Raw genomic sequence first — 14,035 nt, 5'->3', positions numbered from 1 at the left:
ATTAGTAAACTAGTTCTGCACGACGGTTTTCAGCACGAGCAGCTTCGTTATGTCCTAGGTTAACTGGTTTTTCTTCACCGTAACTTACAACTGTAATTTGGCTTGCCGCAACACCCATGTTTTCTAGGTAAGTTGAAACAGATAGACCACGACGTTCGCCTAATGCGATGTTGTATCCAGGTGTACCTAATTCATCAGCATGACCTTCAATCGTGATTGATTTGTCAGTGTTGTTTACTAAGTATTTAGCATGTGCATCTAAGATTAACGCGTACTTAGGAGAGATCACAGATTGATCGAACTCAAAGTTAATTGTAGTTTCTAATATTGCACTTGTATACATTTCAACTAATTGCTCTTCAGCAGTTAATTGAATTGCTTGAATTGTATCAGTTTGTACTGCATCTTGAGCTGCTTGTTGCGCGGCAGCAGCGTCTGCAGCTGCTTGATCTGCAATTCGTTGAGCTTCTGCATCAATATCTGAAGTTGAAGAACAAGCACCTAGTGCTAACATTGGTAAAGCAATCAACAAGCCTTTTGTGATCATAGAACGATTCATTTTATTTCCTTAGTACGTTTATATTAAATTATTGTAAAAATGGCGACCATGCTGGTGATTTAACCTCACCATTATTCGCTGGGATATTCGCTTTAAATCGACCATCCATCGAAACTAATGCTAAGCCCTGTTTACCTTGATAAACAGTGCTGTAAATAATCATACTGCCATTTGGGGCAATACTTGGAGACTCGTCTAACTGTGTCTTAGTTAAAGTTCTTAACTCACCAGACTCAAGGTCTTGCACGGCAATCATATAATTCCCATTATGACGACTAACCAACACAAGATTATCACCATCAGGGGTAACTGCGCCACCTAAATTAATATCACCTTCCCAAGTAATACGTTTAGTTTTACCTGTTGTGAGTGACACCTGATAAATCTGTGCTCTTCCACCACGCTCAGATGAAAATATAATCGACTTTCCATCTGGTGTCCAATTAGGCTCTGTATCTATGACTCGATTATTTGTTAATCGTTTCAATGCCTTTGTTTTTATATCAAATGTATAAATTTCTGGCTGCCCATCTTTTGACAATACTAAAGCTAATTTAGTTCCATCAGGAGACCAAGACGGCGAACCATTAATGTTAGGAAAAGAAGTCATTAGTTCGCGCTTTTGTGTATACAGGTCTTGTATGAAAATTTGAGAACGACGTTTTTCAAAACTTACATAAGCTAATTTACGACCATCAGGAGACCAAGATGGGGACATAATTGGCTGTTTTGAACGCAATACTAACTTCTCACCTTCACCATCATAATCCGAAATACGTAATTGATAAGGATGAGAGCTTGCTCTATCAACAGCAACATAAGCAATACGCGTTAAGAAGGCCCCTCTTTCACCCGTTAATTTTTCGTAAACAATGTCACTAATACGATGTGCATATTGACGAAGTTGTCCGGTTGTTACGGTGTTACGACGCTTATCCATAACAGGATTAAAATCAGGCATATTGACATTACCGGTCAATACATCGAGTAGCTCAAAGGTAACAATATATTTACCAGGAGCAGTCTCATCAGGTTTCACTTCGCCCATCACAATTGCTTCGATACCTAACAGAGTCCAAGCAGCATAATCGACATCTTGACTACTCGATGGTGTCTTAGGCATTTTTTCAATTGATAAAGGGTTAAATTTACCACTACGTTGTAAATCTGCAGCAACAATTTCAGAGAAGTTTTGAGGCTTTTTGCCTTTCCCTAACCATTTAAAAGGAACAACTGCTATCGGACGAGCACTGTTAACACCTTCTGTAATTAAAATTTCTAAACGAGCATAAGCACTGCTAGAAACAGTAACTAATACTAATATACTAATTAAACGAGCAAACATGTTTATTCCTTATAGATCTGGTTCTAATTTAATATCGAAGTCCCTAAACTGACCAACAATTTCAGTATCCTTAGGAATAGGTAATGTATTTGCTTGTAATGTAGCTCGACGAGCAGAATCACATAACACTTTATCACCACTACTCATTACTGCACTTAACACTAAACCATCTGGAGCAAGTTTAATTCTTAAGGTACAAGTTTGTCCTCTCATACTAGAATCCACTTTCCAGTTTCGGCTTATTTTAGAACGAATCAACGCTTGGTATTTGGCTATTTCAGATGTTTGCTGAGCACTTCTTGCACTTGAAAAGTCATCTGAGAATTCCGCTTCCATTTGTCTATCTAATTCTTCTTGTCTTAAACGCTCTTTTTTAGCAGCAGCCGCTGCAGCTTTACGCTTAGCTTCTTTTTCTGCTTTAATTTTTGCCGCTTTTTCTTTAGCTGCTTTATCTTTTTTAGCCTTTTCCTTCGCAGCTTTTTCTTTTGCTAATTTTTCTTTTTCTGCCTTTTCTTTCACAGCTTTTTCGTTCTCTGCTTTTTCTTTCGCAGCCTTTTCCTTCTCTGCTTTTTCTTTGACCGCTTTTTCTGCTGCAAGTTTCTCGGCTTTTAATTTTTCAGCTTCGACTCGCTCAGCTTCTTTTTTAGTCGCTAATACTTTTTTCTCGGCTTCTTGTTTTTGTTTTGCTGCGTCTTCTACTTTCTTTTTATCTGCTAAGACTTTTGCAGCTTCTTCGGCTTGCTTTTTCTTTTGCAATGCTTCAGCTTCCGCAGCTTTTTCTGTTTCAATGCGTTTAGTTTCTTGCTCCTTGCGTAATACCTCTTGTTGTTTACGCTGTACTGCTTCTTTTTCTGCTTTTATTTGATCGTCTTGCTTTTGTTGAATTAATGCTTCTTGACGCTTTTCTTCGACTAATTCTTTTTCTTTTAACTTACGCTGGTCATCAGCTTCTTGCTGTTTAGCACGTTTTTGTTGATCTGCATTTTTTGCTAGATCATCAAGCATCTGTTGATTAATAATAGTTGCATCAATAATCGAAACAGCTTCTTTAGGCTTGTCTTTTGGCAAAGAAAATTCAACACTCATTAGCAATATCCCACCAATAATAAGGTGCAAAGAAAATGCGGTAATGAATGCGATAATATTTGTGCTATTTTTCATTTATTCGTCAGGCTCTGTCATTAAACCCAATGATGGCACACCAGCTTGCTGTAACAATACCATCAACTTAACAACGGTTTTATAATCAACATCACCGTCACCTTTAACAATAAACTGAGTTCTCGGATCAAGTAATAACTGATCTTCAACTAATCGAGTCATTTCATTATCATCTAGCGGTGCGTCTGCATTTTCACCAGAACTCAAATAATATCGCCCCTGCTTGTCTATAGAAGCAATTATCGGTGGTGTCGTTTCTTCTGGTAACGCCTCAGAAACCGCTTGTGGAAGATCCACTTTGACACCTTGAGTAACTAAAGGTGCTGTAACCATAAAGATAATCAGTAATACCAACATAACATCAATATATGGCACTACGTTTATTTCTGCTATAACCCGTTTACGCCTAGGTGAACGATAAGAATGTCGCATAATGCTTACTCACCTTCAGTCATAGCTTGACGTTGTAAAATAGAAGTAAATTCTTCCATTAGATTAACGTAAGAAGCTTCCAACTGTCCGACTTGTGTTGAAAATTTGTTATACGCCATTACAGCAGGAATAGCGGCAAATAAACCCATTGCGGTTGCAATCAATGCTTCAGCAATACCGGGTGCGACCATAGATAGAGTCGCCTGTTGAACTTCACCTAATGCAATAAATGAATTCATAATTCCCCATACGGTACCAAATAAACCGATATAAGGACTGATTGATCCGATGGTTGCAAGCGCAGGCAACCCCCCTTCTAATTCATCCATTTCACGAGATAATGTCACGCGCATTGAACGATGAGCCCCTTCGATTACGCCATCAACATTACGCCCTGGCATACGGTGTAGGCGAGAGAACTCTTTAAAGCCCATGTAAAATATTTTTTCACCACCATTTACTCGTTCACTACGAGCAGCCGTTTCTTTATATAAACGGCTTAAGTCATGACCAGACCAAAAGCGTTCTTCAAAATGTTTGAGTGTATTTTGGGCTGCTTTAAGCATTCTTGAACGAGAGAAAATTAACGTCCAAGAATAAATAGACATGCCTAATAGCAATAACATTACCGACTTTACAAGCAAACTTGCTTGTAAGAATAAACCTAAAAATGACATATCAGCGTGCACGGGTAATTACCTCAATTATTTCTGTTGGAATAGCGGTTGGTTTCATTTTTTGCAAATTTACGCAAGCGATTAGAGTATCAGCCTGACAAAGAAGTTCCCTGTTTTCATCAAAAACTTTTTGCTGAAACATTAAACTCGCTTTACGGTGAGATGTAACCTCTGTCTCAACGCTTAAAAGTTGGTTAAAGCGTGCAGACTTAATGCAGTCCATATCAACTTTCTTAACCATAAACGCAATGTTTTGTTCTAAAAGTGTATCTTGTTGGATATCGAATTCACGTAAGAACTCGGTTCGGCCTCGCTCAAAAAACTTTAAGTAATTCGCATAGTAAACAACACCGCCAGCATCTGTGTCTTCATAATAAATTCGAACTGGTAATTTTGAAGTTAACACATTTTTTCCATTTGTTAGATATGAATTGAAGCAAATAATAGGTTATTTTGTCTTAAATTAAAAATCATATCAAATACTGATATAAGAAGTACTTTTTATCCGTATGTTATCTTATCTATCAATTCAGTAATAAGGTAAATAGAGCAGCTTAAAAGCTATTAATTATAATATTTATAAACACCGAAATGTTACCTAAAAGAACATCATCACTGTAAACTAATTCAAGTTGAATTTAGTAGGTGCACTGAGTATTGTATCTGGATAAATAACGGGTCTAAAACATAACATTATATGTAAGAATAATTACAACACTAAAACGAGCTATATAAATGGATATCACTTTAGAAAAACAACTTACAAAATGGCTAAAAGAACAAAAAAAATCTTGTGGTTTTTTTCTCAATTTAACGATTGCTTTAGGCGTACTAACAGGATTTTCTCTTATATTACAAGCTTACCTAATTGCAACTATCATTCACAGCATTGTTATATTAGAACAGCCTAAAGCAGCATTAAGTAATGAATTTATAACTTTATTATGTTTAATTCCGATAAGAGCTATTTTAGTTTTTGCTCGTGAACGCACTAGTTTCGAAGCAGGGAAACGCCTTCGTTTACAAGTTCGTAAACTAGTATTGGACAAGCTATGTGAGTTAGGGCCTGCATACATTAAAGGTAAACCGGCGGGGAGCTGGGCAACCATTGTATTAGAGCAAATTGAAGATCTACAAGACTTTTACGCCCGTTACTTACCACAAATGCTATTAGTCGGTTTCATTCCCCTAACTATATTAATTGCTGTTTTCCCACTCAATTGGGCGGCAGGATTAATCTTATTGGCGACCGCACCACTTATTCCTATATTCATGATTTTAGTCGGTAAAGGTGCCGCTGATGCAAATCGTAAAAATTTCAAAGTATTAACACAATTAAGCGGACATTTTATGGATCGTTTAAAAGGTTTAAAAACACTTAAATTATTTAATCAAGGAACGGTTGAATTAAGAAACATTGAATCTGCATCAGAGTCATTTAGAGCAGGCACAATGTCAGTGTTACGTTTAGCATTTTTAAGTTCAGCAGTCTTAGAATTTTTTGCGGCAATTTCAATTGCGATACTAGCCGTTTACTTCGGGTTCAGTTTTTTAGGAGAGCTTAATTTTGGGCATTACGGGGAAAGCATTTCTCTTTTCACAGGTATTTTTATATTAATGCTAGCCCCTGAATTTTACCAGCCTTTACGCGACATGGGGGCACATTACCATGCAAAGGCACAAGCAATTGGAGCAGCTGAAGCTCTCAAAGAGTTGATTGAATACGAATTACCATTACAGCAACAAAATACCAGTAAAATACAAAACCAAATAAATGTTAATGACCCACTTATATTACAAGCAAATCAATTCTGTGTTTATAGTTTTGACGGTACTCAACTTATTGGCCCAATAAGTTTTTCCTTACAACAAGGTGAAAATATTGCATTCGTTGGCCCCAGTGGCTCAGGTAAAACCAGTTTAATGAACGCACTATTAGGTTTTCTTCCTTATCAGGGTTCCTTACTGGTTAATGGGGTTGAACTGAATACAATTGATAAAGCACAATGGCGAAAAAATTTAGCTTGGTTAGGTCAAGATCCACAACTTTTTTATGGCAGTATTCGAGAAAACATTTCGATGGGTGACAATTCTTTATCAGATGAAAAAATACAAGAGTCGTTAGAAAAAGTAGGTATATGGGACTTTATTAGCGAAAAAGAATTAGGCCTAGATCATCTCATAGGTGAACAAATGGCGGGTCTTTCCGTTGGCCAAGCTCAACGTATCGCATTAGCGCGAGCTTTAACTAAAAATGCTCAACTATTCTTATTAGATGAACCGACAGCAAGTTTAGATCGACACAGTGAACAAGTCATTTTTAAAACTATTGCTAAAGTGACGCAAAACATGAGCAGTATAATGATAAGCCATCGCCTCGACCAATTACAAAATACCCATAAAATAATCGTAATGGATAAAGGCAAGATAGTGCAGCAAGGGAATTTTGAAACTCTCAATGAAACAGAAGGTTTATTTAAAAACATGCAATTAGATATAGCTGATGTTGACTCCCTTACTCCAATCAAAAATCAGGTAGAAATATAATGAAAGTGTTACTTCCCTTTATTCTTCTTTTCAGAAAACAATGGTTAATGATGTCTGTTGGCTTAGTGTTAAGTATTCTGACGTTATTAGCAGGTATCGGTTTATTATCTTTATCAGGGTGGTTTTTATCTGCTTCAGCCATTGCAGGGTTAACATTACTGGCTACGCAAAGCTTTAATTACTTCACCCCTGCTGGCGGTGTACGTTTTCTATCAATACTACGCACAGTGAGTCGTTACGGTGAACGCTTATCAACACACCAAGCAACGTTCAAACTGCTTACTCAACTACGAGTCTGGGCATGGAGCAAATTATTACCGCTTAGTGCGTCAAACATGCAAGGTAAAAGACAAGGCGAAATACTAAATCGACTAGTCTCTGATATAGATGCATTAGATCATTTGTATTTACGTTTACTTACTCCACTATTTAGTGCTTTTTTTGTATTGATTGCTATGTTTCTGTTTGTTGCTTGGTTCGACATTCAAATAGCATTGATATTATGCATTAGTTTATTAGGACTCTGGTTAGTATTACCAGTACTTTTCTACTACTTAGGGCGCCAACCGGGAATACTTCAATTAGAAAGTAAACGTCAATATCGAGTGCAATTGTTAGCATTTATACAGGGCATTTCAGAAATATCTTTATTTGCTGCAACAGATCGCTTTCGTGAACAATTAGCACAGTCCGAGCAAAAATTATTAGCTAATCAGCAAATGGTTGCTAACGTCATGGCATTTAGCCAAGCTCTATTAATTTTATGTCATGGTTTTATCGTGCTTATTATTTTATACATTGCATCATCAGGCTTTGGTGAATATCAACCACCAGGAGCGATGCTGGCTATGATTGGTTTTATGGCATTAGCGAGTATTGAAATATTATTGCCTATTGCAGGCGCTTTCCAACACTTATCTTCTTGTATTAATGCGGCAACGAGAGTGAATGATTTATTAGAACAAACACCTGATATTGTTTTTAATGAGCAGAGTACAGTTCAAATTAAGCAAGGTAATATTAACCTTAACAATATTAACTTCAATTACACTGATGGAACGAACAACAACACAACGTCAACAGTATTAAACAATGTCAATCTATCGATTAAAGCAGGAGAAAAAGTAGCTTTATTAGGACGAACAGGTTGTGGTAAATCCACCTTATTATCACTCATCACAAGAGAATGGCTACCTAACACTGGCACAATAGAAATTGATAATCTAGGTATCGAACAATATTCTCAAAAAGCATTAACCTCTGGTATTTCTGTCGTAAGCCAACGAGTTTATATTTTTTCAGGTACCTTACGAGAAAATTTAATACTTGCCCAACCAGAAACAGAACAGCAAACATTTAAAAATGCTGCAGAGCAAAAAATAGCACGAGACATTAATGATAAAAAACTACATACCGTACTTAACAAGGTAGGCCTCAGTAATTTAACAGAAAAAGATCAACCTTTTGATATTTGGCTAGGAGAAGGCGGTAGACAGTTATCTGGTGGTGAACAAAGACGCATTGGTGTTGCCCGTGCACTGTTACACAATGCACCTATCTTATTACTCGATGAACCTACTGAAGGGTTAGATAAACGCACTGAACGTGACATATTAAAACTATTATTTGAATTCGCTCAAGATAAAACACTCCTCATGATCAGTCATCGTTTAACAGCAATGAATAAAATGGATAACATTTACTTAATGGAAAATGGCACGATACGTAATAGTGGTTCGCATAAAGAGCTCATACAAACAGATGATTATTATGCAAGCTTACATAACCAGTTAATTCAGTAAGCGAGTATTATCGTATGAATCTGCCAACCATTAGGCAGAATAAGTAACGTAACTTAATGAATCCTCTACCGAGGAGTTAACCAAAAGAGGTTATCGCTTTAATGATTCGCCTTGAACTACGCAAAACTAACGGCACTATCTAGTTAAACTTATGATTTTAAATGCAATTCCGCTTTTATTAACCAGAATTGAAGTTAGGTAACGATTTAAATTAAAAGGAAATTGACGAGTCAATTAGTAATAATGGTTATTTCTTTTAGGAAGTATATGTACCGAAAAGGATTTTGAACAAGGAAAGTAACTTAACTATTTGATTGATATTTAATACTGTATTCCCATTATTGAAGTTAAATAACCTCAGCTATGGATAAGCAAAGCGATACAACCCCGCTATTTCCGCGAATTTCTGCGTTAAATTATCTCTCAATACCCCGTTATTACTTCAATAATTCGTCTTGAACTACGCAAAACTAACGGCACTGCATAGTAAAAAATAATACCTTCTGATTTTAAATACAATTCCGCTTTCATTAACCAGAATTGAGGTTAAATAAGTAAAAATGCGATCACTTAGTTAAAAGCAATCGCATTTTATTAAGTAACATTAACTCGACATAAATAAGTCGAGCTAAAATTAATATTACTCTTGTTCTTGATCTTCTTTTTCATTGGTTTCGGTTTGTTCAAGCCATAGACCATTAATAATGCCTAATGAGCAAGCTAATAACACACCTAAAATCCATGCAAAATACCACATATAATGTTCCTTAATTAATACGCTGAATGTTTATGTTTAGCTAAAAATTCTTTACCTACACGACCAAACATTTTGATATACCCAAAGCTCGTATAAAGTAAAATAATAGGTAAAAATATTGCAGCGGCAATGGTCATAATATTTAACGTTACTTCACTTGAGGTCGAGTCCCATACCGTTAAACTATGGCTTGGGTTAAGACTTGAAGGCATGATGAACGGGAACATACTAACAGCACAGGTCAATAAGACACCAAACTGCGTAATGCTGGTTGCAAAGAATGCAAAACCACTGCGTTTAAAGTAACTCATCACAAAAGCAATCAAAGGAAATAACAAGCCAACAAGTGGAGCAATCATTGTTATCGGATAGTCACTATAATTATGTAACCATGCACCAGGTTGTACGTCTACCATCTTAATTAATGGATTAGATACCCCATTGTGATCAATAGCAGATGAAATAATAAAACCATCAATGCCTTTAGCTAACCAAATACCTGCAATAGCAAATAATAAAGTAGCAATAGGGGCCATAATTAACGTCACCTTACGAGCTCTTTCATATAACTTACCTTCTGTTTTCATCTGCAACCAAGTAGACCCTTGGAGTACAAATAAACACAAACTAAACACGCCAACTAACAGAGCAAATGGATTCAATAAAGCGAAGAATCCGCCTTGGTAATTAGCACGTAAAAATTCATCTAAAACAAAAGGAACGCCTTGCAGCAAATTACCAAAAGCGACACCAAAAATGATAGGAGGGACGGTACTACCTACAAATATTCCCCAATCCCAACTTGTTTTCCAACGAGGGTCAGCTACTTTGCTACGATAATCGAAACCAACCGGTCTGAAAAACAAGGCAAATAAAGTCAACATCATCGCAACGTAAAAGCCAGAGAACGCTGTCGCATAAGCTGCAGGCCAAGCCGCAAAAATAGCACCTGCGGCTAATACTAACCAAACCTGATTGCCTTCCCAATGTGGAGCGATACTGTTGATCATCATTCGACGCTCATCATCGCTTTTCCCAATAATAGGTAAAAGCGTACCAACCCCCATATCAAAACCATCAGTCACTACAAATCCAATCAGTAATACACTAATTAGGACCCACCAAATTAATCTTAACGTTTCGTAATCAAACATTATTTTAACTCCTGTTGGTTTTCAAGTTGCTCAAAGTGATACTTTCCAGTTTTTAAACTACTTGGTCCAAGACGGGCAAAGCGGAACATTAAAAAGAATTCAACAACAAGTAAGACACTGTAGAAACAAATAATTGAAATAATACTAAACCAAAGTTGCTCTACTGATAACGAAGAAGTCGCCATGTGTGTAGGTAAAACCTCAGCGATCGCCCATGGTTGACGCCCGAATTCAGCGACAAACCAACCCGTTTCAATAGCAATCCAAGGCAATGGGAGAGAATATAAACAAATTCGATGAAACAGTTTATTTTGACCAATACGATTTCTAGCCGATTGATATAAAGCAAATAAGAAAATACCTAACATAGCAATACCTGAGCCCACCATGATTCGGAATGACCAAAACATAGGCGCAACACCTGGAATACTATCTTTAACGGCCATTTGGATTTGCGCTTCCGTTGCATCAACTACATTTGGTGCATAACGTTTAACCAATAAACCATAACCTAAATCAATTTTAGACGCTTCAAATGCATCGATATTATCAGGCGTTTCATCACCAGCACGCAGTTTTTCAAGTAAACCATAAGCAATAATGCCATTACGAATACGCACATCATGCTCAGCCATTAACTCTTTTAAGCCTTTCACTTCACCATCAAGGGAACGTGTTGCAATAAGCCCTAAAGCATAAGGAATTTTAACAGCATAGTCTGTACGTTGTTCCTCTTGATTTGGTAAACCAATCATCGTAAATGATGCTGGTGCAGGATGTGTTTCCCATTCTGATTCAATAGCAGCTAGTTTTGCTTTCTGTACATCACCTACTTCGTAACCACTTTCATCACCCAGAATAATAGTACACAGAATACCAGCCGTACCGAACGCCGCGGCAATAGCAAACGAACGTTTAGCAAACGCCAAGTCTCGGCCTTTTAATAAATAATACGAACTGATTGCTAACACAAACATCGCACCGGCTACATATCCAGATGCCACCATATGTACGAATTTAACTTGTGCTACAGGATTAAATACAACATCAGCAAAACTAGTCATTTCCATACGCATAGTTTCATAGTTAAACTCAGCACCAACAGGATTTTGCATCCAAGCATTTGCAATTAAGATCCATAATGCAGACATACTCGAACCGAAGGCAACAAAGAAAGTGGCAGTAAGATGTTGTAATTTAGAAAGCCTATCCCAACCAAAGAAAAATAGGCCAACAAAGGTTGATTCTAAAAAGAATGCCATTAAGCCTTCAATAGCTAATGGAGCGCCGAACACATCACCAACATAGTGTGAATAATATGCCCAGTTAGTCCCAAACTGGAATTCCATGGTTAAACCAGTCGCTACACCTAATGCAAAATTGATAGCAAATAGCTTGCCCCAGAATTTAGTCATGTCTTTATAGATTTCTTTCTTAGTCATCACATACAGTGATTCCATAATCAGTAAAATCCAAGCTAACCCAAGAGTTAGAGGCACAAATAAAAAGTGATACATCGCAGTCATAGCAAACTGAAATCGCGATAGATCAACAATATCGTCCATTTTCTTCTCCTAAAATTTAAAATATATAAACATGTTGTTTTAAAAATACTGTTTTATTGGTTTTATAAACCAATTTAGTATTTATTTTTATCTGACTTAATTGAATCTATTTGGTGAGGGGATTATCGATAAAGCACAGTATTACTTTTTACTCCTCCAAAAATATGATTTTCATCAAAAAGATTAGGGGTTGAGAAATAAAAATTTTTGATAGTAACCATAACGTTAATAGTTAAAACTAAAGTTAACTCGTGGATCAGGGGGATAAAAAATATCCTATTTTCAGGCAAAAGTTTTTTTAACATTTTTTACTACCTATAAAATCTACAATTAACAAAACTGATTTTTAAGATTATTTTGTTAACTTTATGTTGCAATAGAAGGTAAATCCTTTCAACCATTAACGCCTGTAACACAGGTATGTAACTAGGCTTTAACATATGCAATAAATGACCAAAAGTTAGTTATTTATACTGCTAATGTTGATCTTGATCAACCTAAAATACAAACTTAAAAAATGAAATAAATATTTAAACCAAATAAAAAGACTAAGCATAAAAATCAGATGAGATTATTTGATAGTCTAATTTTAGAAATGAATAAGAGAGGAATTAAAATTTAAAGTAAGTAACTATTTTAAAAATTGGATTCAAATAATGCTTTATGAAAAATGATTATAAAACATTCGAATTAAAATTATTGGCATATTGATAATAAACTGTTTTTTAAGCTGACAATTAAGTGAATCAATAACAGTTATTTATGCCAATTATTTATGATAGTTATTTATGATAGTTATTTATGATAGTTATTTATGATAGTTATTTATGATAGTTATTTATGATAGTTATTTATGATAGTTATTTATGATAGTTATTTATGATAGTTATTTATGATAGTTATTTATGATAGTTATTTATGATAGCAATAACCAGAATATGACTAAGGTATGGCAGGTTTATCAAAGCCAAAATGTAGATAAGTTCGATTAGTAGCGATTCGACCACGAGGTGTACGCTGCAAAAAACCTTGTTGAATCAAATAAGGCTCTAGTACATCTTCAATTGTCTCTTTTTCTTCACCAATGGCAGCCGCTAAGTTATCCAAGCCAACAGGGCCGCCTTGGAAGGTATCTAAAATGCACATTAATAATTTTCGGTCCATATAATCAAAACCTTCTTTATCGACCTCTAACATATCTAATGCTTGTTGAGCTATATCAGCGTTAATCACAGCAGCTTTCTTAACTTGAGCATAATCACGCACTCGTCGTAATAAACGATTGGCAATACGTGGCGTTCCACGTGACCGACGAGCAACTTCAACTGCGCCAGTCTGATCCATGATCAGTTCTAAATGCGAGGCACTACGCATTACAATTTTAGTGAGTGATTTTAAATCGTAATATTCTAATCGTTGCACAATACCAAAACGGTCACGCAAAGGTGACGTTAACGACCCTGCTCGTGTAGTCGCACCAATTAATGTAAAAGGCGGTAAATCTAGCTTAATAGAACGTGCAGCTGGTCCTTCACCAATCATGATATCTAGCTGATAATCTTCCATCGCTGGATATAAGATTTCTTCAACAATCGGGCTTAAACGATGTATTTCATCAATAAAAAGCACATCATTTTCTTCAAGGTTAGTTAACAGTGCCGCTAAGTCCCCTGCTTTTTCTAAAATTGGTCCAGATGTCGTTTTAATATTAACTTCTAATTCATTCGCTACGATATGCGATAACGTTGTTTTACCTAAACCAGGCGGTCCAAAAATAAGCAGATGATCTAAGGCTTCATTACGCTGGCGTGCCGCTTCAATGAAAATTTCCATTTGTGCGTTTACTTGTGGCTGCCCTTCATAATCAGCTAATAGTTTAGGGCGAATAGCCCTATCTATTAAATTATCATCGGTTTTTTGAGTACCTGAAATAAGGCGGTCTTCTTCAATCATGAATTACTCTATTAGTTTAAAAATAAGCATTTACTAAAACAAAAATAGCAGCAGTAAGCGCGCACTTAACACAGAAATTTATA

General features: G+C 36.2%; 12 protein-coding genes. 2 read left to right on the top strand and 10 right to left on the bottom strand.

Going from position 1 to position 14,035, the window contains the following annotated elements; translation table 11 throughout:
- Window position 1 precedes the first annotated feature (1 nt).
- Genes pal through ybgC form a run of 6 tightly spaced genes read right to left on the bottom strand, consistent with a single transcriptional unit; the run spans window position 2 to window position 4,580 of the window.
- Complete coding sequence (gene pal, locus GQR59_RS03115; protein WP_160060672.1) at window positions 2-559, bottom strand: peptidoglycan-associated lipoprotein Pal; 558 nt, start codon at window positions 557-559, stop codon at window positions 2-4.
- A 28-nt stretch (window positions 560-587) separates the two neighbouring features.
- A complete protein-coding gene (gene tolB / locus GQR59_RS03110; RefSeq protein ID WP_160060671.1) occupies window positions 588-1,904 on the bottom strand; it encodes a Tol-Pal system beta propeller repeat protein TolB in 1,317 nt (438 codons plus the stop codon).
- 9 nt (window positions 1,905-1,913) lie between these two features.
- Window positions 1,914-3,065, bottom strand: a complete 1,152-nt coding sequence (gene tolA, locus GQR59_RS03105) for a cell envelope integrity protein TolA (protein WP_160060670.1) — start codon at window positions 3,063-3,065, stop codon at window positions 1,914-1,916.
- Window positions 3,066-3,497, bottom strand: coding sequence for a protein TolR (tolR, locus tag GQR59_RS03100; RefSeq protein ID WP_160060669.1), 432 nt, complete (start codon window positions 3,495-3,497; stop codon window positions 3,066-3,068).
- Window positions 3,498-3,502: 5 nt separating this feature from the next.
- A complete protein-coding gene (gene tolQ, locus GQR59_RS03095; protein ID WP_160060668.1) occupies window positions 3,503-4,186 on the bottom strand; it encodes a protein TolQ in 684 nt (227 codons plus the stop codon).
- On the bottom strand, window positions 4,176-4,580 hold the full coding sequence (ybgC, locus tag GQR59_RS03090) for a tol-pal system-associated acyl-CoA thioesterase (protein ID WP_160060667.1): 405 nt from the start codon (window positions 4,578-4,580) through the stop codon (window positions 4,176-4,178). The genes tolQ and ybgC overlap by 11 nt, the downstream gene beginning before the upstream one ends.
- Before the next feature lie 329 nt (window positions 4,581-4,909).
- Between ybgC and cydD the strand changes: the two genes are divergently transcribed.
- Both cydD and cydC read left to right on the top strand, forming a co-directional pair.
- The gene (cydD, locus tag GQR59_RS03085; RefSeq protein ID WP_160060666.1) at window positions 4,910-6,721 is read left to right on the top strand and encodes a heme ABC transporter permease/ATP-binding protein CydD; all 1,812 of its coding nucleotides are present in this window, start codon (window positions 4,910-4,912) and stop codon (window positions 6,719-6,721) included.
- Entirely contained in the window at window positions 6,721-8,523 is a 1,803-nt protein-coding gene (cydC, locus tag GQR59_RS03080; protein ID WP_160060665.1) for a heme ABC transporter ATP-binding protein/permease CydC, read from the top strand. Before cydD ends, cydC begins: the two co-directional genes overlap by 1 nt.
- 640 nt (window positions 8,524-9,163) lie before the next feature.
- Here the strand turns inward: cydC and cydX are convergent.
- The 4 genes from cydX to ruvB all read right to left on the bottom strand — a co-directional run bounded on the left by cydX (window position 9,164) and on the right by ruvB (window position 13,952).
- Window positions 9,164-9,280, bottom strand: coding sequence for a cytochrome bd-I oxidase subunit CydX (cydX, locus tag GQR59_RS03075; protein ID WP_160060664.1), 117 nt, complete (start codon window positions 9,278-9,280; stop codon window positions 9,164-9,166).
- A gap of 14 nt (window positions 9,281-9,294) precedes the next feature.
- Complete coding sequence (cydB, locus tag GQR59_RS03070) at window positions 9,295-10,434, bottom strand: cytochrome d ubiquinol oxidase subunit II (RefSeq protein ID WP_160060663.1); 1,140 nt, start codon at window positions 10,432-10,434, stop codon at window positions 9,295-9,297.
- On the bottom strand, window positions 10,434-11,999 hold the full coding sequence (locus tag GQR59_RS03065; RefSeq protein ID WP_160060662.1) for a cytochrome ubiquinol oxidase subunit I: 1,566 nt from the start codon (window positions 11,997-11,999) through the stop codon (window positions 10,434-10,436). Before GQR59_RS03065 ends, cydB begins: the two co-directional genes overlap by 1 nt.
- 942 nt (window positions 12,000-12,941) lie before the next feature.
- Complete coding sequence (gene ruvB / locus GQR59_RS03060) at window positions 12,942-13,952, bottom strand: Holliday junction branch migration DNA helicase RuvB (protein WP_160060661.1); 1,011 nt, start codon at window positions 13,950-13,952, stop codon at window positions 12,942-12,944.
- Between the last annotated feature and the right edge of the window lie 83 nt (window positions 13,953-14,035).

The organism is Psychromonas sp. L1A2, assembly GCF_009828855.1.
GTDB lineage: Bacteria > Pseudomonadota > Gammaproteobacteria > Enterobacterales > Psychromonadaceae > Psychromonas.
This window is presented reverse-complemented; position numbering and strand designations above follow the sequence as displayed.